Source organism: Streptomyces sp. NBC_01244, from assembly GCF_035987325.1.
Taxonomy (GTDB): Bacteria; Actinomycetota; Actinomycetes; order Streptomycetales; family Streptomycetaceae; genus Streptomyces.
In genome coordinates this window covers 8,539,960-8,559,816 of record NZ_CP108488.1, presented here as the reverse complement: position 1 = coordinate 8,559,816, position 19,857 = coordinate 8,539,960, and the positions used below count along the sequence as shown (strand labels likewise).

16 protein-coding genes are annotated in these 19,857 nt (G+C 67.8%); 7 read left to right on the top strand and 9 right to left on the bottom strand.

Going from position 1 to position 19,857, the window contains the following annotated elements; translation table 11 throughout:
• Positions 1–118 precede the first annotated feature (118 nt).
• The 3 genes from OG247_RS38090 to OG247_RS38080 form a co-directional block, all read right to left on the bottom strand.
• Positions 119–1,270, bottom strand: a complete 1,152-nt coding sequence (locus tag OG247_RS38090; RefSeq protein ID WP_327256527.1) for an acyl-CoA dehydrogenase family protein — start codon at positions 1,268–1,270, stop codon at positions 119–121.
• Positions 1,267–2,136, bottom strand: a complete 870-nt coding sequence (locus OG247_RS38085) for an enoyl-CoA hydratase-related protein (RefSeq protein WP_327256526.1) — start codon at positions 2,134–2,136, stop codon at positions 1,267–1,269. The genes OG247_RS38090 and OG247_RS38085 overlap by 4 nt, the downstream gene beginning before the upstream one ends.
• A gap of 140 nt (positions 2,137–2,276) precedes the next feature.
• Positions 2,277–2,927 carry a TetR/AcrR family transcriptional regulator gene (locus OG247_RS38080; protein WP_327256525.1) on the bottom strand — a complete coding sequence of 217 codons (651 nt, stop codon included), beginning with the start codon at positions 2,925–2,927 and terminating at the stop codon, positions 2,277–2,279.
• Positions 2,928–3,139: 212 nt separating this feature from the next.
• Between OG247_RS38080 and OG247_RS38075 the strand changes: the two genes are divergently transcribed.
• On the top strand, positions 3,140–4,354 hold the full coding sequence (locus OG247_RS38075; RefSeq protein WP_327256524.1) for an acetyl-CoA C-acetyltransferase: 1,215 nt from the start codon (positions 3,140–3,142) through the stop codon (positions 4,352–4,354).
• 105 nt (positions 4,355–4,459) lie between these two features.
• On the top strand, positions 4,460–6,625 hold the full coding sequence (locus OG247_RS38070; RefSeq protein ID WP_327256523.1) for a 3-hydroxyacyl-CoA dehydrogenase NAD-binding domain-containing protein: 2,166 nt from the start codon (positions 4,460–4,462) through the stop codon (positions 6,623–6,625).
• Between the two features lie 74 nt (positions 6,626–6,699).
• Here the strand turns inward: OG247_RS38070 and OG247_RS38065 are convergent, their stop codons facing one another.
• Positions 6,700–7,470 (bottom strand): TetR/AcrR family transcriptional regulator, encoded by a 771-nt coding sequence (locus OG247_RS38065; RefSeq protein ID WP_327256522.1) that lies wholly within the window; start codon positions 7,468–7,470, stop codon positions 6,700–6,702.
• 346 nt (positions 7,471–7,816) lie between these two features.
• Here OG247_RS38065 and OG247_RS38060 point away from each other — a divergent pair, with 346 nt between their 5' ends.
• The 4 genes from OG247_RS38060 (at position 7,817) to OG247_RS38045 (ending at position 13,209) form a co-directional block, all read left to right on the top strand.
• Positions 7,817–8,752: a lipocalin family protein gene (locus OG247_RS38060; RefSeq protein WP_327256521.1), complete on the top strand. Its 936-nt coding sequence runs from the start codon at positions 7,817–7,819 to the stop codon at positions 8,750–8,752.
• A 310-nt stretch (positions 8,753–9,062) separates the two neighbouring features.
• Complete coding sequence (locus OG247_RS38055) at positions 9,063–11,219, top strand: RICIN domain-containing protein (protein ID WP_442813687.1); 2,157 nt, start codon at positions 9,063–9,065, stop codon at positions 11,217–11,219.
• An 80-nt stretch (positions 11,220–11,299) separates the two neighbouring features.
• Positions 11,300–12,415, top strand: coding sequence for a glycoside hydrolase family 19 protein (locus tag OG247_RS38050; protein WP_327256520.1), 1,116 nt, complete (start codon positions 11,300–11,302; stop codon positions 12,413–12,415).
• Positions 12,416–12,441: 26 nt separating this feature from the next.
• Positions 12,442–13,209 (top strand): NPP1 family protein, encoded by a 768-nt coding sequence (locus tag OG247_RS38045; RefSeq protein ID WP_327256519.1) that lies wholly within the window; start codon positions 12,442–12,444, stop codon positions 13,207–13,209.
• An 80-nt stretch (positions 13,210–13,289) separates the two neighbouring features.
• On the opposite strand, the gene OG247_RS38040 is transcribed toward OG247_RS38045, so the two are convergent.
• Genes OG247_RS38040 through OG247_RS38020 form a run of 5 tightly spaced genes read right to left on the bottom strand, consistent with a single transcriptional unit; the run spans position 13,290 to position 19,046 of the window.
• Positions 13,290–15,068, bottom strand: a complete 1,779-nt coding sequence (locus tag OG247_RS38040) for an AMP-dependent synthetase/ligase (protein ID WP_327256518.1) — start codon at positions 15,066–15,068, stop codon at positions 13,290–13,292.
• Positions 15,069–15,085: 17 nt separating this feature from the next.
• Positions 15,086–15,988 (bottom strand): alpha/beta fold hydrolase, encoded by a 903-nt coding sequence (locus tag OG247_RS38035; RefSeq protein WP_327256517.1) that lies wholly within the window; start codon positions 15,986–15,988, stop codon positions 15,086–15,088.
• Positions 15,989–16,019: 31 nt separating this feature from the next.
• Positions 16,020–16,853, bottom strand: coding sequence for an alpha/beta fold hydrolase (locus tag OG247_RS38030; RefSeq protein ID WP_327256516.1), 834 nt, complete (start codon positions 16,851–16,853; stop codon positions 16,020–16,022).
• Positions 16,850–17,998 (bottom strand): FAD-dependent monooxygenase, encoded by a 1,149-nt coding sequence (locus tag OG247_RS38025; RefSeq protein ID WP_327256515.1) that lies wholly within the window; start codon positions 17,996–17,998, stop codon positions 16,850–16,852. Before OG247_RS38025 ends, OG247_RS38030 begins: the two co-directional genes overlap by 4 nt.
• The gene (locus OG247_RS38020) at positions 17,982–19,046 is read right to left on the bottom strand and encodes a zinc-binding dehydrogenase (RefSeq protein ID WP_327256514.1); all 1,065 of its coding nucleotides are present in this window, start codon (positions 19,044–19,046) and stop codon (positions 17,982–17,984) included. Before OG247_RS38020 ends, OG247_RS38025 begins: the two co-directional genes overlap by 17 nt.
• A gap of 78 nt (positions 19,047–19,124) precedes the next feature.
• Here OG247_RS38020 and OG247_RS38015 point away from each other — a divergent pair, with 78 nt between their 5' ends.
• Complete coding sequence (locus OG247_RS38015; protein ID WP_327256513.1) at positions 19,125–19,844, top strand: TetR/AcrR family transcriptional regulator; 720 nt, start codon at positions 19,125–19,127, stop codon at positions 19,842–19,844.
• The last annotated feature ends 13 nt before the right edge of the window (positions 19,845–19,857 follow it).

The following is a 19,857-nucleotide window of genomic DNA, read 5'->3' as shown; positions in this document are numbered from 1 at the left end:
CCGGCCCGCCCGCGGACCGACGGCCCACCCCCGCCGCCCGCGGTTCGGAGAGGGCTCAAGTGGGTATCGCCGGAGATCCGACCGCGGCCTGAGCCTCGCCCGTTTAAGGCTCCGCTCGTCACAGCGACCTGGCTATGAGCTCCTTCATGACCTCATTGGCACCGGCCAGGATGCGCAGGACCCGGTTGTCCGTGTACATGCGGGCGATGGGGTACTCGAGGCAGTAGCCGTAGCCGCCGAAGAGCTGCTGGCAGCGGTCCACGACCTCACCGGTGCGGTCGGTGATCCAGTATTTGGCCATGGAGGCGGTGGTGGCGTCGAGTTCGCCGCGCAGGTGCCGCTCGATGCAGTCGTCGAGGAAGACACCGTTCACGCGGGCGATGGTGGCGCATTCGGCGAGCTCGAAGCGGGTGTTCTGCAGGCTGAAGAGAGAGCGCCCGAAGGCCTGGCGTTCCTTGGTGTAGTCGATCGTGACGGCCACCGCGTTCTCCGTGAGCGCCTGCGCGATGACCGCGGTGATCAGACGCTCCTGCGGCAGCTGCTCCATCAGCTGGTAGAAACCCAGGCCTTCTTGGCCGCCGAGTACCTGGGTCGCGGGAATGCGCAGTTCATCGAAGAACAGCTCGGTGGTGTCCTGGCCCTTCTGGCCGATCTTCTTGATGAGCTGTCCGCGGGTGAAGCCGGGGGTGCTGTCGTCCACTTCGGCGACGAGCAGGGAGATGCCGGCGGCGCCTTGCGAGGGGTCGGTCTTGGCGGCGACGATCAGCAGGTCACACAGGTGTCCGTTGGAGATGAAGGTTTTGGCGCCGGTGACGACGTACTCGTCGCCCACCCGTTCCGCGCGGGTGGCGATCGCCTGCAGGTCGGATCCGGTACCGGGTTCGGTCATGGCGATGGACCCGACCCACTCACCGCTGCACAGCTTCGGCAGCCAGCGCTGCTTCTGTTCCTCAGTCGCGTACGCGAGCAGATAGTGCGCAACAATGCCCTCGCTCACGGCGAAGCCCATGCTTCCGCCGCCGCTGCGCAGCTGTTCCTGGATCAGCATGGCCAGGTGCGCGAAGGAGCCGCCACCCCCTCCGTACTCCTCGGGGATGGTCATACCGAGGAGGCCGAGCTGCCCGGCCCGACCGTACAGCAGCTTGTCCGGGTGTCCCTGAGCCGCGTGCTTCTCCTCGTTGGGTGCGACCTCCTTCTCGAAGTATCTGCGCGCCAGGTCCCGCGCCGCTTCGAGTTCGTCGTCGCTCCAACGCGGACGTACGGCCGTCATGCTTCCTCCGTGGATTCGGTACGGGTGTCGGAGTGCCAGGGCAGGAACTCCGGCTGGTCTTTCGTGACGTGGCCCCTGAACGCGGGCGGGCGGCGCTCCAGGAAGGACACGACACCCTCCACCGCGTCGGCGCTGTGCGCGCAACTGGCGATCAGCCGAGAGTCCAGCGCGAAGGCGGGCTCGGGCGAGTCGAGGGCGCTCATCCGGTAGAGGGCCTGCCTGATGACCGCCGTTGACACCGGCGCGGTCTTCGCGATGAGGTCGCGGGCCAGTTCGTAGGCCCTGTCGAGTACGTCCGCAGACGGGTGCACCGCGGTCACGAGCCCTGCGGCGAGGGCTTCGTCGGCAGGGATGAGGCGACCGCTGATCATCCAGTCCAACGCGCGGCCCATACCGACGAGCCGGGGCAGGAACCAGGTGGATCCGCCTTCGGGATAGATGCCGCGGCGTGAGAAGACAAAGCCGAACCTGCTGTCCGCTGCGACGATCCGGTAGTCGGCGGGCAAGATCATCGTCGAGCCGACTCCGACCGCCGCACCGCGTATCGCGGCGATGACCGGCTTCTCGCAGCGATAGAGCAGCCGGGTGACACGGGTGGCAGGCTCGGTCCACGTCGATGCGGCCGAAGGGTCGCCGGTCGCCGTGACGCCGAGACCACCACCGCTCAGGTCCGCGCCGACGCAGAAGTCGTCGCCGGCGCCGGTGAGGACGATGACGCGTACGTCGTCGTCGGCGCTCGCGACCCCCAGCGCGTGGGCGGCCTCGTCGGCCATTCGGATCGTGTAGCCGTTGCGCGCCTCGGGTCGGTTGAGCGTCACCGTCGCGATGCGCTCGCGCACCTCGTAGCCGATCTGGGTGTACTCCATTGCTCTCCTCCGCAGGCTTATGGGGGCCAGCATGGGGAAGTTATTGGCAGGGTGTCAATAGAGCAGGCCGACATTGATCAAGGACTGGCGCGGGCAGCGTCGGGCCCTCGCAGGGTTCCGGCTCGTCGGGGCGTCGGCGCTCAGCGCCCTTCGTGGGAGGCGCGCAAGGCCGGGTAGGTGACGTGAAGGAGGTGCAAAAGGGTGTCGGTCAGCAGTACGTGCAGATCGCTACGGCTCAGTGCGCCTCGCACGAGCCACTCCCTGGAGGCCGCCCGGACCATGCTGCCGAAGGACCGCACCATCGCCCTGAGCTCCTCTCGCCCCTCTTCCACCTCGGTGAGCCGGGCTGCCTGCAGCACCCAGTCCGTGGCGATCTCATCGCCCTCGAAGAGGATCTGGCCGATCTCGGAGTCACGTCCGACGGCCTCACTGCCGATGGCCGTGAGCCACATCGGAGCATTGTGTTCGACCACGTCGAGCCAGCGGTCGATGAGCACCGTGACGCGACGTTCGACCGTGGAGTTGGGCAGATTGTCGGCAACGGGGGACGGTGCGGTCACCAGCTGGCGGACGACGGCCAGGTACAGCCCCCGCTTGCTTTCGAAGTAGTGATTGATCAGCCCACGCGCGACGTCGGCCTCCCGTGCGATGTCCGTGGTGGAGACCGCGTCGTAGGACTGCTCCCCGAAGAGCCGGCGGGCCACCGCCAAGATCTGCGCCCTGCGCGCGTCCGGCTCGAGTCTCTGTCTCGACCGCGGCTCAGCGCTCAATGTCTTGTCCTCACTGCTCATGTGCCAACAGGGCGGGGTGGTGCGTGCTGCGGCCTCATTCTAGGCAGGGTCACCGACAGGCTTATTGGCGGTGCGTCAATAAATCGCCCCAGACCTCTTGACGGTTGTCAATTTGATCCCGCAGGTTAGAGCCATCGGGTCGTTCCGGCCCGACAGAAGGGCGGGCCGAAGGCCATCTGCCGCCTCGGTCCGTACAGAGAGGACCGCCTTCCTTGACCACTGAAGCCTTCATATACGAGGCAATCCGGACGCCCAGGGGCCGGGGCAAGCAGACCGGCTCACTCCACGGGATCAAACCCGTCTCCCTGGTCGTAGGCCTGATCGACGAGATACGCCGACGCAACCCCGCCCTGGACCCGCAGCTGATCGAAGATGTCGTCCTCGGGGTCGTCAGCCCCGTGGGCGACCAGGGCTGTGACATCGCCAAGACGGCCGCCCTCGCGGCGGGGCTGCCCGACACCACCGCGGGTCTGCAGGTCAATCGGTTCTGTGCCTCCGGCCTTGAGGCCGTGAACCTCGCCGCGCAGAAGGTGCGCTCGGGCTCCGAAGACCTGGTGCTCGCCGGCGGTGTCGAGTCCATGTCCCGGGTGCCCCTTGGCTCGGACGGCGGGGCCTGGCCACTGGACCCGGCGACTTCCTACGACACCTACTTCATCCCCCAGGGCGTCAGCGCCGACCTGATCGCGACCATCGAGGGCTTCTCCCGCGAGGACCTGGACCGCTATGCACTGCGGTCGCAGCAGCGAGCCGCGGCAGCACAGGCGGACGGGTTCTTCAAGAACTCGGTCGTGCCAGTACGCGATGTCAGCGGCCTTGCGGTACTCGATCGCGACGAGTACCTGCGTCCCGACACCACCCTGGAAGGTCTCGCCGCGCTCACCCCCTCGTTCGCGGTGATGGGCGAGGCGGGCGGCTTCGACGCGGTGGCGCTGCAGAAGTACCACCAGGTGGAGAAGATCAACCACGTACACCACGCGGGCAACTCCTCCGGCATCGTCGACGGCGCCGCGCTGCTGCTCATCGGCAGCGAGCAGGCCGGCCGTACGGCCGGGCTGAGGCCGCGGGCACGCATCGTGGCGACCGCGCTCTCCGGCTCCGACCCGACGATCATGCTCACCGGTCCCGTGCCGGCCAGCCGCAAGGCGCTCGCCAAGGCAGGGCTGACGGTCGACGACATCGACCTGTTCGAGGTCAACGAAGCCTTCGCCGCGGTGCCGCTGCGCTTCGCCAAGGACATGAACGTCCCACTGGACAAGATCAACGTCAACGGCGGGTCGATCGCCCTCGGCCATCCGCTGGGCGCGACCGGCGCGATGCTCGTCGGCACGGTGATCGACGAGCTGGAGCGGCGCGATCAGCGCTTTGGACTCTGCACGCTCTGCGTCGGCGGCGGCATGGGCATCGCCACCGTCATCGAATGCCTTTGAGTGCCTCGGGCCGGCGATACGAATGACCGCCTCACCTCCAGCGATTCGAACACAACCTCCTTTCCCGCGGCACGACCCGCGACAGACGAGACGAGAGCATCAGCGATGAGCGAGCAGAACCACTTCCGCTGGGAGCAGGACGCGGACGGTGTCGTCGTCCTCACGATGGACGCCCCCGGGCAGTCGGCCAACACGATGAACCGGACGTTCATCGACGACTTCGCCGTGGTCGTCGACCGCCTCGAAGCCGAGCGGGACGGCTTGGCCGGCGTAGTGATCACCTCCGCGAAGAAGACCTTCTTCGCCGGCGGTGACCTGACCGAACTCATCACGGCGGGCCCCGAGGACGCCGCCGATTCGCTCGCCTTCGTCACCCGGATCAAGGCCCTGCTGCGCAGACTTGAAACACTCGGCAGGCCCGTCGTGGCGGCCATCAACGGGGCGGCGCTGGGCGGCGGTCTGGAGATCGCCCTGTCCTGCCACCACCGCATCGCCCAGGATGCCAAGGGTTCCCAGATCGGACTGCCCGAGGTCAGCCTGGGCCTGCTGCCCGGCGCGGGCGGCGTCGTACGCACAGTACGGCTGCTCGGCATCACCGACGCCCTGCTCAACGTGCTGCTCCAAGGGCAGCGGCACAAGGTGCGAGCAGCCCTGGACCTGGGACTGGTGGACGAAGTCGTCGACACCCCCGAGGAGCTCATCGGCCGTGCCAAGGCCTGGATCGCCGAGCACCCCGACGCCGTACAGCCCTGGGACGCCCAGGGCTACCGGATCCCCGGCGGCACCCCCGCGACCCCGAAGTTCGCCGCCAACCTCCCCGCCTTCCCCGCCAACCTGCGCAAGCAACTGCGTGGCGCCGACTACCCCGCGCCGCGCAACATCTTGGCGGCGGCCGTCGAGGGCGCACAGGTCGATCTGGACACCGCATTCCTCATCGAGAGCCGCTACTTCGTGCAGCTGGTCACCGGCCAGATCGCGAAGAACATGACTCAGGCCTTCTTCTTCGACCTCCAGCACATCAACAACGGCGGCAGTCGCCCCGCGGGCCACGACACCTGGCAGGCGACGAAGGTCGGCGTGCTCGGCGCCGGAATGATGGGCGCCGGCATCGTGTACGTCTGCGCACGGGGCGGCATGGAAGTGGTCCTCAAGGACATCTCCCTCGAGGCCGCCGAACGGGGGAAGGCCTACTCGGCCGGCCTGCTCGACAAGGCCGTCAGTCGCGGGAAGACGTCTCGCGAGCGCGCCGACGAGGTGCTCGGGCGGATCAGGCCGACGGCGCAGGCCGAGGACCTGCGCGGCTGTGATCTGGTCATCGAGGCGGTCTTCGAGAGCCCCGAGTTGAAGAGGAAGGTCTTCCAGGAGATCGAGGACTTCCTGGAGCCCGGCACCCTGCTCGGCTCCAACACCTCCACGCTCCCCATCTCCCGACTCGCCGACGGCGTGCGGGATCAGGAGAACTTCATCGGCCTGCACTTCTTCTCCCCGGTCGACAAGATGCCCCTCCTCGAGATCGTCGTCGGCGAGCGAACCTCTGATGCGGCGCTCGCCAGAGCCCTCGACGTCGCTCGACAGATCGACAAGACACCGATCGTCGTCAACGACAGCCGGGGCTTCTTCACCAGCCGGGTGATCGGCAAGTTCCTGGACGAGGCCGTGGCCATGGTCGGTGAGGGCATCCACCCCGCCTCCATCGAGCAGGCGGCGCTCCAGGCAGGTTATCCGGCGCCGGCCCTACAGCTGATGGACGAACTGACGCTGACCCTGCCGCGCAAGATCCGCCAGGAGACCGCGGCCGCCTTCGAGGCCGAGGGCGGTGACTGGCCCACGCACGGATCCGAGGCGGTCATCAACCGGATGATCGACGACTTCGCCCGCAAGGGCCGATCGACCGGCGGCGGATTCTACTCGTACCAGGACGGCAAGCGAACCGGCCTGTGGCCGGGCCTGATCGAGCACTTCACCAAGCCCGGCCACGAGATCCCCTTCGAGGACATGAAGGAGCGCATGCTCTTCGCCGAGGCAATCGACACGGTCCGCTGCCTCGACGAGAACGTGCTGCGCTCCGTCCCCGACGCCAACATCGGGTCGATCTTCGGCATCGGCTTCCCCGGTTGGACCGGCGGCGTCATCCAATACATCAACCAGTACGAGGGCGGACTGGCCGGCTTCGTCACCCGGGCACACCAACTCACGGACCGGTACGGCGACCGCTTCATCCCGCCCGCCTCACTGGTGGCAAGGGCCGCGCAGGGCCGCGTGTACGCCTGAGCCCCGTTGCGCGGGTGGGTGACTCGGGCCTCCTGTGCCCACCCGCCAACCGCTCGTCCGTCGCGTGGCAGCAATCAGCTCTGCGGCTCGGTGGCTCGCCGTAGCCGCAGCTCCACGCCATCGAGCAGGCATCCCAGGCCGAATTCGAACTCCTCCGTGCCGGTGCGCGACGTCAGTGCATCGGCCAGCTCCACGAGTTGCGGGAACTCCTCGGCCGGCAGTGAGCGGTAGAAGTCGCGCAATGTCAGGCCCTTCGAAGCGCCCAGCCCTCCGGTGCGGAAGTCGTTGGTCGTCTCCTGCAGGACGGAGGCGAACACCTGGTGGGCCAGCGCGGTGTAGACATCGGCCGCCAGAGTCCGATCGAAGCCGCGGTCTCGCAGGACGCCGAGGGCCAGTTCCCTGGCCCGCAGTGAATTCGGGCCCACTGGGATCGCGGTGGCGAGCAGCGCGGCGATGTTCGGGTGGGCGCTCAGTACGGTCCGGATGGAACGTGCCAGCTCCTCCAGGAATGGGCGCCACCCCAGACCCTCCACGGGGCGACGGAACCGGGCCTCACCCAGCACCACGTCAGCGACCAGCACCAGCACCTCGTCCTTACCGGAAACGTACCGGTAGAGCGTCGTCGTGCCCGTCTGGAGTTCGGCGGCCAGATTCCGCATGCTCAGCGCGGCCAGGCCCTCGCGGTCGATCAGCTCAAGCGCGCCGGCGACGATGCCGGCCAGTGTGACGGGAGGGCGTCGGGCCGGCTCCTCCCTGCCCTGGCGGGCCGCCCACCAGGCCGGCGAGCCCGGGGCTGCCAAGTCCTGCTCTTGATTGCCCGTCTCGTTCGCGTGCGTTCCTGTCACCGGAACACTGTAGCCACCCTGGGGACAGCCTCTTGGCGAGGGGGAATCGGCAGGCTTGACCTTGAAGTGGGCACGCCAATACCTTGGCGGGAACAGTGTTCCCAGTAAGGGATCAACGTAACCGAAACGGAGAGTGGCCATCATGGGGCTACGCGCTCGTCTCGTCAGACCACGGCTTTGGGTGTCCACGATCGCCGCGCTGGTCTTGCTGGGTGCCGGGGCCGGGCCGGTTCAGGTCGCCGCCGCCCAAGCGTCAAGCGCCGGCAGTGTCGACGCCTGTACCAATGTCACCGCCCCCGACGCTTCGCCTGCGTCGTCCGCGGCCACACAGAGCCCGTGGGGCGGCGTGCGGATCCCCCGGGACGAGGCTCCGCACCAGGATCCGGACGAATGGTGGTACTACGTCGGACATCTCTCCGGTGTCGACGCGGACGGGCACCCACACTGCTACGGATTCGAGCAGGTGGTCTTCCAATTCCTCGACCAGGCACCGGAGCCCGTCTACGTCGGGCACTTCGCCATCACGGACCTCACCCGGGGAACCTTCCAGTACGAGGCGACGCCGGACTCGTATCCAGTGCCTGACACGCCTGCCGAATTCGCGCTGCACACCGGCGACTGGACCATGGCCGGCGGATCCGGCAAGGCGAAGCTGCATGCCGCCCTGCCGGAATACGAGCTGGATCTTCAGCTGCAGACCACGAAGCCGGCCGCACTGCACGGTGACCACGGCACCATCCCGTACGGGCCTCTGGGCACGTCCAAGTACTACTCGTGGACGTCCCTGAATGCCACTGGGACGATCATCGACCACGGAGTTCCGGTGAAGGTCACCGGACTGTCGTGGTCGGATCACCAGTGGGGCGCGTTCGATTTCTCCACCGGCGCCGGGTGGGACTGGTTCAGCATTCAGCTGACCAACGGCAAGCAGTACATGCTGTACTTCGTCCGCGACAGGTCCGGGGCGATCGTCGAAACCCTCGGAACCCTGGTCGACCGGAGCGGCCGGACCACGAACCTGAATCCCTCGAGGGTGAGTGAGACGGCCACGGGCTCCTGGACCAGCCCGACGACAGGCATCACATACGGCTCCGGCTGGAAAGTGAACGTGCCCGGCGGTCGCTTGACCATCACGCCGAACCTGGTCGACCAGGAACTCGACCTCCTGTCCACCGTGGGCGTCGCCTACTGGGAGGGCTCCGTCAGCGTGAGCGGCGAGATCGGCGGCTCGCCCGTGACGGGCGTCGGGTACACCGAGATCAATCCGCCGCAGCCGTCCTGACCTGAAATCGCCCGGCCTGGAGAGTGGGATACCACTCTCCAGGCCGGGCGTCCCAGCGAGGGGCCTGGCCGAAAGCAGTAACTCGCTTTCTTCATTACTTACTTCACTACTTGACGAAACTGGTCCAGACCTTTAGGTTCACGGCTCAGCGTCGCACCGTGAGGCGCACCCACTGTTCATGAGGTGAACGCAGCCTCGTTGGCCATCCCCCCACGAAGGGGCCCTCTGCGTGCATGCCCAGACCGGAGAATCCGTGTTCATCTACTTACGCACCGCGCTCAATCGCCGCCGCAGGTCCACAGCCGCCGCGCTGGTCACCGCAACCGTCGCCTCCGTGCTCGCCTCCGCACCCACGTCCGCGAACGCGGCGGCCAGCGCGGCGGAGGCTCTGCCCGCCGGCTTCGCCACCGTCATGAACGCCGCGAGTGGCAGATGCCTCGACGCCAGGTCGGCTGCCACCGCCAACGGCACCGTCGTGCAGCAGTACGCGTGCAACAGTTCGGCGGCCCAGCAGTGGAGCTTCAACGCCACCAGCGACGGCTACGTCCGCATCAACAATGGCAACAACACCAGCCAGGTCGTGGACGTCGCCGAGGTGTCCACGGCTGACAACGCTCCTGTCCACCTGTGGATCTACGGCGGCGGAGCCAACCAGCAGTGGCTGCCGGTCGACGAGGGCGGAGGCGCCTACCACTTCGTCAATCGCAACAGCGGCAAGTGCCTGGACGACCCCGGCGCCTCGACCGCCGACAGCGTCCAGTTCGTGCAGTACGCCTGCAACGGCAGCGCCGCCCAGCGCTTCCAGGTGGTCCCCGTGACCCAGTCCGGCACGAATCCTGACCTCGGCCCGAACGTCGTCGTCTTCGACCCGTCCATGTCGTCCTCGACGATCCAGAGCAGGCTGAGCTCGGTCTTCCAGCAGCAGGAGACGAACCAGTTCGGCTCCCAGCGCTACGCCCTCCTGTTCAAGCCGGGTTCCTACAACGCCGACGTCAACGTCGGCTTCTACACCCAGGTCGCAGGTCTCGGCATGACCCCGGACGCGGTCACCATCAACGGCGCGGTGCACGCCGAGGCCGACTGGTTCCAGGGCAACGCGACGCAGAACTTCTGGCGTGGCGCCGAGAACCTGTCCGTCAACCCGACCGGTGGCACCGACCGTTGGGCGGTCTCGCAGGCCGCCTCGTACCGCCGCATGCACGTGCGCGGCAACATCGCCCTTGACGACAACGGCTGGTCCAGCGGCGGCCTCCTCGCCGACATCAAGATCGACGGGCAGGTCAACTCAGGCACCCAGCAGCAGTGGCTGACCCGCAACTCCCAGCTCGGCAGCTGGACCGGCTCCAACTGGAACATGGTCTTCGTCGGCAGCCAGGGCGTCCCGGCCACCAGCTTCCCCAGCCGGCCGTACACCACGGTCGGGCAGACCCCGGTCAGCCGGGAGAAGCCGTCCCTCTATGTCGACGGCAGCGGCGCCTACCAAGTCTTCGTGCCGTCCGTGCGGTCCAACTCCACCGGGACCAGCTGGGCGAACGGATCCCCGTCCGGCACCTCGCTGTCTCTCGACAGCTTCTACGTCGTGAAGCCGGGTGCGACCGCGGCGGACATCAACGCAGCGCTGGCGGCGGGCAAGAACCTCCTGGTCACCCCAGGTGTCTACCACCTCAACCAGACGCTCCAGGTGAACCGCGCGAACACCGTCGTCCTCGGTCTGGGCCTCGCCACCTTCATCCCGGACAACGGCATCACCGCGATGAAGGTGGCCGACGTCGACGTCGTGAAGGTCGCGGGCGTCCTCTTCGACGCGGGCACCACCAACTCGCCCACCCTGATGGAGGTCGGCCCGACGGCCTCGTCCGCGTCCCACACCGCGAACCCGACGTCCCTGCACGACGTGTACTTCCGCGTGGGCGGCGCCGCTGTGGGCAAGGCGACCACCAGCCTGGTGATCAACAGCGACAACGTCATCGCCGACCACACGTGGATCTGGCGCGCCGACCACGGCAGCGGAGTCGGCTGGAACACCAACACCGGGGACACCGGCCTGATCGTCAACGGTGACAACGTCACCGCATACGGCCTGTTCGTCGAGCACTACCAGAAGCACCAGACGATCTGGAACGGCAACGGCGGCCGGACGTACTTCTACCAGAACGAGATGCCCTACGACCCGCCGAACCAGGCGGCGTGGATGAACGGTTCCACGCAGGGCTACGCCGCCTACAAGGTCGCCGACTCCGTCACCAGCCACCAGGCCTACGGACTCGGCAGCTACTGCTACTTCAACGTCAATCCGAGTGTGGCCGCCGAGCGGGCCATCGAGGCGCCGAACAACCCCAATGTGCGGTTCACCAGCATGGTGACGGTCTCCCTCGGCGGAGTGGGCACCATCCGGCACGTCGTCAACGGTGCGGGCGGCCCGTCCAACTCCGCGACCAACATGGCCAATCTGACCAGCTACCCCTAAGTACGCCGACACCGCCGACGGCCGTCCCCGCGCCCAAGGGACGGCCGCTCCACCCCCACACCCAAGGAGCGTCCTCAACCATGAACAGACCCCCATTCCTCGGCCGGTTCGCGGTCTTCGCCGCCCTCTCCGCGGTCCTCACGGCCCTGTTCACCGTGACGCCCGCCCAGGCCGCCAACGGCGCGATCACCGGGCTCGCCGGCAAGTGCGTCGACGTCGCGGGCGCCGGCAGCGCCAACGGCACCGCCGTACAGCTCTACGTCTGCAACGGGACAGGAGCCCAGATCTGGTCCAACCAGGGTGACGGCACCCTGCGTGCGCTCGGCAAGTGCCTGGACGTCGTCGACCGCGGCACCGCGGACGGCGCCGCGGTCCAGCTGTGGGACTGCTCCGGCAGCACCAATCAGCAGTGGATCGTCAGCGGCGCGAACGACATCGTCAACCCGGCGGCGAACAAGTGCTTGGACGTCCGGGACGGCAACAGTTCCAACGGCACCCGGCTGCAGATCTGGACCTGCTCCGGCGGCGCGAACCAGAAGTGGAGCGCGCCCGCGAGCGGCGGCGGTGGCACCCCGTCCGGATTCGTCGTCACCGAGGCCCAGTTCAACCAGATGTTCCCGACCCGGAATTCGTTCTACACGTACAGCGGCCTCACCGCCGCGCTCAGCGCCTATCCCGGCTTCGCCGGCACCGGCAGCGACACGGTGAAGAAGCAGGAAGCCGCCGCATTCCTCGCCAACGCCAACCACGAGACCGGCGGTCTCGTCCACATCGTCGAGCAGAACACCGCCAACTACCCGCACTACTGCGACTGGAGCCAATGGTACGGCTGCCCGGCCGGCCAGGCCGCCTACTACGGACGCGGCCCCATCCAGCTGTCCTGGAACTTCAACTACAAGGCCGCGGGCGACGCGCTCGGCCTGGACCTGCTGGGCAACCCGTGGCTGGTGCAGAACGACGCCTCCGTCGCCTGGAAGACCGGCCTGTGGTACTGGAACACCCAGACCGGCCCCGGCACCATGACCCCGCACAACGCCATGGTCAACCAGGCCGGCTTCGGCCAGACCATCCGCTCCATCAACGGCTCCCTGGAGTGCGACGGCAAGAACCCGGCGCAGGTGCAGAGCCGCGTGGACGCCTACAACCGCTTCACCTCGATCCTCGGCGTCACGCCGGGCAACAACCTGTACTGCTGACGCCGGCCGCACGACAAGGAGCCCCCATGCGCAAGTCGAGATCCCTCGTGAACGTTCTTCTCGGCGGGCTCGGCGCGATGACGCTCGTCGTCGCGATCCCCGGGTCCGCCCACGCGAACGTCCTGACCCTGCTGCCGCAGAACGCGGGCGGCCTGGAGCAGACCTTCTCCCCCGCCTACGACTACGACCGTGACGGCTGCTACGCCACCGCCGCCATCGGCGCCGAAGGCACCATCAACCCCGGCCTGAAACTCGGCGGCGACGTCAACGGCAAATGCCACGACCCCGCCCAGCTGAACAACGCCAACACCTACTCGCGCGAGAAGTGCAACAACGGCTGGTGCGCGGTCATGTACGCCAGCTACTTCGAGAAGGACCAGATCACGCTCGGTCCGGCGGCCCTCGGGCACACCCACGACTGGGAACACGTCATCGTGTGGATCAACAACAACCAGGTCCAGTACGTGTCGGTGTCCCAGCACAACACCTACCAGACACTCGCCCGGTCGGACATCCGCTTCGACGGCACTCACCCGAAGATCGTTTACCACAAGGACGGCGCCTCCAGCCACTGCTTCCGCTTCGCCAACAGCAGCGATGAGCCGGCGGAGAACGCCACGGGCAACTGGTTCTACCCGCGGCTCGTCGGCTGGGACGGTTACCCGGCCGGCTACCGCGACAAGCTCAGCAGCGCAGACTTCGGCTCGGCCACCTTCAAGATCGACGACGGCGACTTCCAGTGGGCTCTCGACTACACGAGCCCGGCCGGAATCCCCTTCGACCCGTACGCCTGACGCTCGGCCAGCAGAGGTCGGCAACGGCATGCCGAAAGGGCCCCGCGGGCTCGCAGCCAACGTCCTCCGAGCAACGACCCCTAACCAACCGCCGTGTAGAGCTTCTCGATTTCGTCGGCGTACTTGGTGGTGATGAAGCGGCGTCTGAGCTTCAGGGTGGGGGTCAGTTCGTCGCCCCCCGGCTCCCAGGTCTGGGGCAGGATGATCCACGAGCGGACGTGCTCAACTCGGGAGAGGCGGGCGTTGGCAGCGTCAACGCCCTGCTGTACGGCGGCCTTGACGATCGGGGACACCGCCAGTGCTGCAATCGACGTATCGGCCAGGCCCCGCTGAGCGGCGAAGGCCTGGGTGGCTTCCGCGTCGAGGGTGAACAGCGCGCTGACATGGGGGCGGCGGTCGCCTATCGCGATGGCGGTCGAGACGAGGGGACAGGCGGTCTGCAGGGCGTTCTCGATGTTGGCGGGCGACATGTTCTTGCCCGAGGCGTTGATGATCAGCTCCTTCTTGCGGTCGACGATGGTCACGTAGCCGTCGGCGTCGATGCGGCCGACGTCCCCGGTGTGGATCCAGCCGTCGCAGTCGATGGTGTCGGCCGTCTTGGCAGGGTCGCCGCGGTACCCCTTCATGAGCGCTGCACTACGGACGAGGAGTTCGCCGTCCTCGGCCACCCGGACTTCCGTACCGGGCAGGGGAGTTCCGACGGTGCCGAGTCGCGGCTTCGACGCGGTGTTGAGGGTGGTGACACCGGTGGTTTCGGACAGGCCCCAGGCCTCGCTGATCGGCAGGCCCAGCGCGAACAGGAAGACCATCGCGTCCTGATCCAGCGGGGCGGAACCGGTGACGACGCTGCCGGCCTGGTCCAGGCCGATCTGCCCCCGGATCCTGGCCAGCACGAGGCGATCCGCGACCAGCTCCGGAAGCCGGGACCATGTGGGGCGCCGGCGCCCCGTCAAGGTGGCCCGCGCCTTGGCCTTGCCCGTACGCATGGCCCAGCGGGCGAGCGCACCCTTGAGCCCCGACTGCTGGTCCAGGCCGGTTTGGATCGACGCTATGAAGCGGTACCACAGCATCGGTACGCCGACGAAGTCGGTCGGGCGCACCTGCCGCAGGACCTCCGGCAGGCGCCTGGGCTCGTTGAGGGTGACCGTGGTGGAGTGGAACACCATGGGCGCGTAGTGGGCGCTGAACCGGTTGACGATGTGCGCATCCGGCAGATAGGAGACCACACGGCCGCCGGTGGAATCCCCGAGGACCATGGGCAGCCGGGTCAGCACATAGGTGAGGTTGGCGTGGGTCAGCTCCACCCCCTTGGGCGGTCCAGTGGTTCCCGATGTGTAGATCAGGGTGAGCACGTCCTTGGGGGACACACTTTTCCAGGCGGCATGGAAGTCGAAGTCTGCGGTGCCGGCGGTCTCGAGGTCGGCCAGCGACAGGACCGGGTCGAGGTCGCGGCCCGCCGTGTCGACGCACACGATCGTGTCGACGGAAGAGCCTTCGGCAGCTGTCCGGACCGCCGTCAGGAACTGTTCCTCGCACACCACGAGCCTGTTGCCCGCGTTGGAGAACAGGTAGGCGATCTGCTCCGTGCTGCTGGTGTTGTAGATCGAGTAGGGGATGGCGCCCAGGTGCATGACGGCCGCGTCGACGATGTGGAACTCGGGCCGGTTGGTGAGCATCAGCGCCACCGTGTCGCCACGCTCGACCCCATGGGAGGCGAGGCCGCGCGCCACGCTCTCGACGCGTTTCCCGTACTCGCGCCAGGTCAGCACCGACTGGCTGTCGGCGTCCCGCAGCGCCACCGCGTCTCCGTGCTCGGAGATGGTCTGCTGCATCAACGCGCAAAGCGTTGCGTTCTCCATGCTGTTCCTCCGTTCCGTCATGGGGTCTGGGGGCGGTGGAGCCCGTTGAAGAAGTCGCTCATTTCGACCGCTGTCTTCTCCGGGAACTCGAAGGGCACCATGTGTCCGCACCCGGTGATGACCTGACAGAGCTTCGGGCTCAACAAGGCTTTGGCTTCGGGGAGTTTCCCGATCGGGGCGACCTGATCCTCCTCACCCCACAACAGCAGGGTGGGTATGCCGAGCCGCCCCGCCTGCAGGTAGAGGTCCTGCTGGTGGTGGAGTTCGTAGTCGCGCAGAGTGGCGAAGAGGGCGTACATCGAACCCTCGCAGCGGTAGGTGTCGCACACCATGTCGGTGAGGGTCCGAACCTGCGCGGAGGTGCGGACGTTGTGGGACAGGTGTGTGCGCAGGAGGAGTTGACCGAGGTGCTTGCCGAGGAACGGGCCGATGCCCGGCCGAGTGGCCAGCCGCACGGGCGGGGCGTCGCCCTCGGTGAATCCCGCCGGGCCGATGAGGGTCAGGGACTTCGTCTGCTCGTGGCTGCGCTGCAGCAGGCCCAGGGCGGTGAGCGCCCCCATGGAGGAGCCGGCCGTGTGCCAGGACCGCGGTACGTCGAGGGCCTTGATCAGGTCGTGTGCCTGGCGCACGAACAGTTCACGGTCGTACGGGCCCGCGACGCGGTCCGAATAGCCGCGTCCGTACGCGCTGTAGGTCAAGGTGCGCAGCCCTCGCCGGTGCAGATGGTCCAGGACGCCGTCCCAGTAGAACAGCGGGACGGTGAGGCCCCCGAGGAAGAAGACCAGTTCGCCGTCGGGGGGTCCGGTGAGTTCGTAGTGCGTGATGCCGTCGGACAGCTGGATGAAGCTTCCCCGCAGGCGGCTGCGGGTGTCCGGGTTCAGGGGGAGGTTCTCGCCCCTGGCTCGGTAGAACGTGGGCATGGCGGAACTCATTCCTGGGAGGCTGCGGGGCTCATTCCTGGGTGGTGGAGGAGGGAAGCTTCAGATGTGACCGGATGGCTTCGCTGATTTCTGCGGGGGCTTCTTCGGGCATGAGGTGCCCGATCCCCGTGAGGACCGCTTCGCGACTGCCGGGGATGTCCCGGTGGAAGTGCTGGCCGTCGATGAGGTCGCTGCGCAGGACCAGGGTCGGGGCGGTGATCTCCGGTATCCGGCCGGAGCGGTCCGGCTGGTCGGTGTTGGCGAAATCGATGAAGGCGGACCGGTTGCCCGGCCGGCTCATCATCGAGGTGACCCGGTCGACCAGGGCCTGGTCGACGTGCATGCGCGGGCCGACCGAGGAACGCAGGTTCTGTTCGGCCGCCCCGCTCGGTGCCCACCGGCGGAGCAGCGGGCGCAGCAGGGGGTTGCGGGCCAGTCGCATTGCCTTCGGCAGGGACTTCTCCGGATATCCCGTGGCGTTCATCAGGACCAGCTTCTGCACCCGCTGCGGGTGGGCGACCGCCAGGTTCCAGGCGATGTTTCCGCCCAGCGAACTGCCGGCGACGTTGAGCTTGTCGAGGCCCAGGCCGGCGAGGAATTCCACGACGAAGGACACGTAGGCCTCGATGCGGTAGTCCCGGTCGGGCCGGGGGCCGGTCAGGCCGAAGGCCGGCAGGTCCAGCCTGATGACCTCGCAGACGGTTTTGAGGTCGTCGGCGATGGGGTCGAAGGCCTGGAGCGAGGAGCCACTGCCGTGCAGCAGGAGAAGGGGAGGACCGCTGCCTTCTCGCTTGAAGTGCACCCGCACTCCGTTGACCCAGGTGAAACGGGACTCCTCGTCGACGTATGCATCGGCAGCGGTCATGTGTGGGCTCCGTCGAACATGCGCATCACTGAGGTGCGCTCCACTCGGGCGGGCAGGCCGCGCAGCACGGCGTCCCGTGCGGTGCTGAGCGGTCCTGGGGGCACGGAAGCGATCTGATTCATACGGATCGCCTGGCGCTGGATCCACCGGACCCGCGCGCGACGTTCTTGTTCGTAGGCTCGGAAGGCGTCAGCCACGGAGGCGGCCTTGTCCAGGCGGCGGGCCAGTACCGCGGCGTCCTCGATGGCTTGGCCGGCTCCCTGCCCGAGGTTGGGCAGCATCGGGTGGGCGGCGTCGCCCAGGAGGGTCACGGCGCCGGATCCGCCGCGCCACGGCCGGTGCCGCAACTCGACTTCGATGGTGTTCTTCGGCTCTGTGGCGGCCATCAAATCCCGTACCTGAACAGGAAATTCGCGGTAGAGCCGCTGATAGAACCCGAGACGGTCTCCCGGGTCCTGCACGGGGCGAGTCGGCGTGGGGATCAGGGCGAACCAGGAGCTGCGTCCGTCAGGCAGTGGAATGATCCCGAACTGCAGTCGGTAGCCCCACCATTCCAGCACCTCGTCAGGCCGCTCCGCCGGAGTCTCGGTGACTCCGCGCAAGCAGGTCGTCCCCGAGCGGACGGCCGGCCGGTCCCCGTGCAGGCGGGCCCGTATCCGCGAGTCGATGCCGTCCGCGGCAACCAGACCGCGGCCCTGCAGGCGCTCGCCCGAGCGTAGGTACACCGCCACGCCCCCGGCGGTCGTCTCGAAGCCGATCACGGGATCGCCCGCGATCAGGGTTCCGTCCTGCAGCCGGGAGAGCAGGGCCTCGTGCAGGTCGGCGCGGTGGATCCCGAGCGCGGGGGCGCCGACGGTGCCCTCCACGTCTTCGGCCTTCACCTCGGTGAGGACCTTGCCGGTGACCGACATGATCGAGGTGTGGGCTATTCGCCGGCCCTTGGGTGCCAGGCAGCGGGCGATATCCAGTTCGCTGAGCACCCGCATGGTGTTGTTCTGGAGCAGGATGCTCGCGTTGATCGCCGTCGGGCGGGGCGTTGCCTCGATGATCGTGCAGGCGATACCGCGTCGCTGGAGCGCCACGGCGGCGGTCAGGCCGCCGATGCCCGCTCCGGCGATCAGGATGTGCTCAGGCGATGTCGACAACGACCTTCCCCTTTGAACGTCCGCGCTCGACGTGCTCGTGAGCCGCGGCGATGTCGGCCATCGGGTAGGTCTGCTCGATGACGGCCCGCACCTTGCCCTCGGCGGCAAGGCGGGCGAGCAGCTCCAGCGCGCGGCGGTCGGGGCCGAACAGGCTCCAGCCGTAGCGTCGGCGCCGCAGAGCCTCACGGAGGCGTCGGCCGATGAGGGTCGCGGCAGCCTGAACACCGCCGATGAGCAGGCCCTTCTCGTCGACAAGGCGCATCAGAGGGTGGACGAGTGTGCCGTAGCCGGCTCCCGGGCCGCGGTGCAGGATGGAGAGCATCTTCTGCTCCTCGCCGTCGTCGGCCAGGCAGATGGCGAAGTCGAAGTCGCGCAGGCGCTGTGAGAAGTCCTGCGTCCGGTAGTTGATCACCTCGTCGGCCCCGAGGCTCTCGCACAGTTCGATGCCTGCCGGCCCGGCCGTAGTGGCGACGTGCGCGCCCAGGGCCTTGCAGACCTGGATCGTGACCACACCCGTGCCGCCCGAGCCGCCCTGCAGGAACACGCGCTTCCCGGCCGCGGTCTCCGGCCGGAATCCCGCGTCCTTCAACGCGGACCAGGCCGACAAGAAGGCATAGGGCAGTGCGGCGGCCTCGCGGTAGGAGAGCCCTTCGGGCTTGGCGACGAGGTCGTCGGCCTTGACGACGCAGTATTCGGCGTACGTGCCCTGGGGTGAGGGCCTCTGGGCACCGAAAACGGCGTCTCCGACTTTCAGGACGGAAACGCCCGGGCCGACGGCCACGACGTCTCCGGAGACGTCGTTCCCCAGGACGAGGGGGAAGCCGGTCAGCCCGCGCAGCTTCATCAGCTTCTGGCCGTAGCCGCCGCGCCTGCGGCAGTCGATCGGGTTCACCGAAGTGGCACGCTGCCGGACGAGGACTTCGCCCTGGCCGGGCGTGGGAGTCGGCGCGTTGCCGACCACCTCGAAGACATCCTGAGCTGCGCCGAAGCGGGCGATCTGGGCGGCTTGCATGTGACGGGGGGTCGTGGGTGCGGTACTGGAACTCATAACGGATACGCTAGCACCGAAAAGCATTTTATGGCTACAGCGACTCCGAAACGTGGGAGTGCAGACGGGAGAAGATTCATGGCCGCGGAGAGCTCTGCCGTACCGGGGAGTCCGGCCTGGTGGGCGAGTCGCCCGCCGGCTCCCGTCCAGCGGCGCGGGCGGCCGCCGGTGGACGTGGGCAAGATCATCGACACGGCTCTGAGGCTCATCGACGAGGTGGGCGTTCAGGCGCTGACCCTGCGCATGCTGGCCGACACTCTCGGGTCAGGCACAGCCACCCTGTACCGGCACTTCGCCGGCAAGGACGAGCTCCTGGCCCATGTGGTGGACCGGATCCTCGGTGAGGTGCGGCTGACACCGGAGGCCGTCAAGGGACTGTCCTGGCGAGAAGCCGTCACGGTGGGGGCCGAAGCGCTCTACGACACCCTGCGGCGGCATCCCCATGCGCTCCCCCTACTGGTGTCGCAGGTACCTGTCGGCCCGAACGGCCTGGTGAACCGGGAGCGGGCCATCGGTCTGCTCCTCAGCTTCGGTTTCTCCGTCGATCTCGCGGCCCGTGGGTTCACCGCGATCGGCCACTACGTGATCGGATTCGCCATCCAGCAGCACGGCCCGGGAGCGGCCGGCCCTGAAGACCAGCCCCAGCTGCACGACTACTACCGGTCCCTCGACCCGGCCGCATACCCGGCCACGAGGGCCGCCGCGGAGGAACTCACCGGCGTCCCGCTGCACGAGGAATTCCGGTTCGGACTCGGTCTCCTCCTCGACGGGCTGGAACGCGCCCTGCCCGCGAAGTGAGGCCGGAGGCGAG

Bases quoted from the DNA above. Each gene is read 5' to 3' on its own strand.
- OG247_RS38080 (WP_327256525.1), bottom strand. From the start codon at position 2,927: ATGAGCAGTGAGGACAAGACATTGAGCGCTGAGCCGCGGTCGAGACAG.
- OG247_RS38015 (WP_327256513.1), top strand. From the start codon at position 19,125: ATGGCCGCGGAGAGCTCTGCCGTACCGGGGAGTCCGGCCTGGTGGGCG.
- OG247_RS38085 (WP_327256526.1), bottom strand. From the start codon at position 2,136: ATGGAGTACACCCAGATCGGCTACGAGGTGCGCGAGCGCATCGCGACG.
- OG247_RS38045 (WP_327256519.1), top strand. From the start codon at position 12,442: ATGCGCAAGTCGAGATCCCTCGTGAACGTTCTTCTCGGCGGGCTCGGC.
- OG247_RS38020 (WP_327256514.1), bottom strand. From the start codon at position 19,046: ATGAGTTCCAGTACCGCACCCACGACCCCCCGTCACATGCAAGCCGCC.
- OG247_RS38090 (WP_327256527.1), bottom strand. From the start codon at position 1,270: ATGACGGCCGTACGTCCGCGTTGGAGCGACGACGAACTCGAAGCGGCG.
- OG247_RS38050 (WP_327256520.1), top strand. From the start codon at position 11,300: ATGAACAGACCCCCATTCCTCGGCCGGTTCGCGGTCTTCGCCGCCCTC.
- OG247_RS38035 (WP_327256517.1), bottom strand. From the start codon at position 15,988: ATGCCCACGTTCTACCGAGCCAGGGGCGAGAACCTCCCCCTGAACCCG.
- OG247_RS38030 (WP_327256516.1), bottom strand. From the start codon at position 16,853: ATGACCGCTGCCGATGCATACGTCGACGAGGAGTCCCGTTTCACCTGG.
- OG247_RS38040 (WP_327256518.1), bottom strand. From the start codon at position 15,068: ATGGAGAACGCAACGCTTTGCGCGTTGATGCAGCAGACCATCTCCGAG.
- OG247_RS38070 (WP_327256523.1), top strand. From the start codon at position 4,460: ATGAGCGAGCAGAACCACTTCCGCTGGGAGCAGGACGCGGACGGTGTC.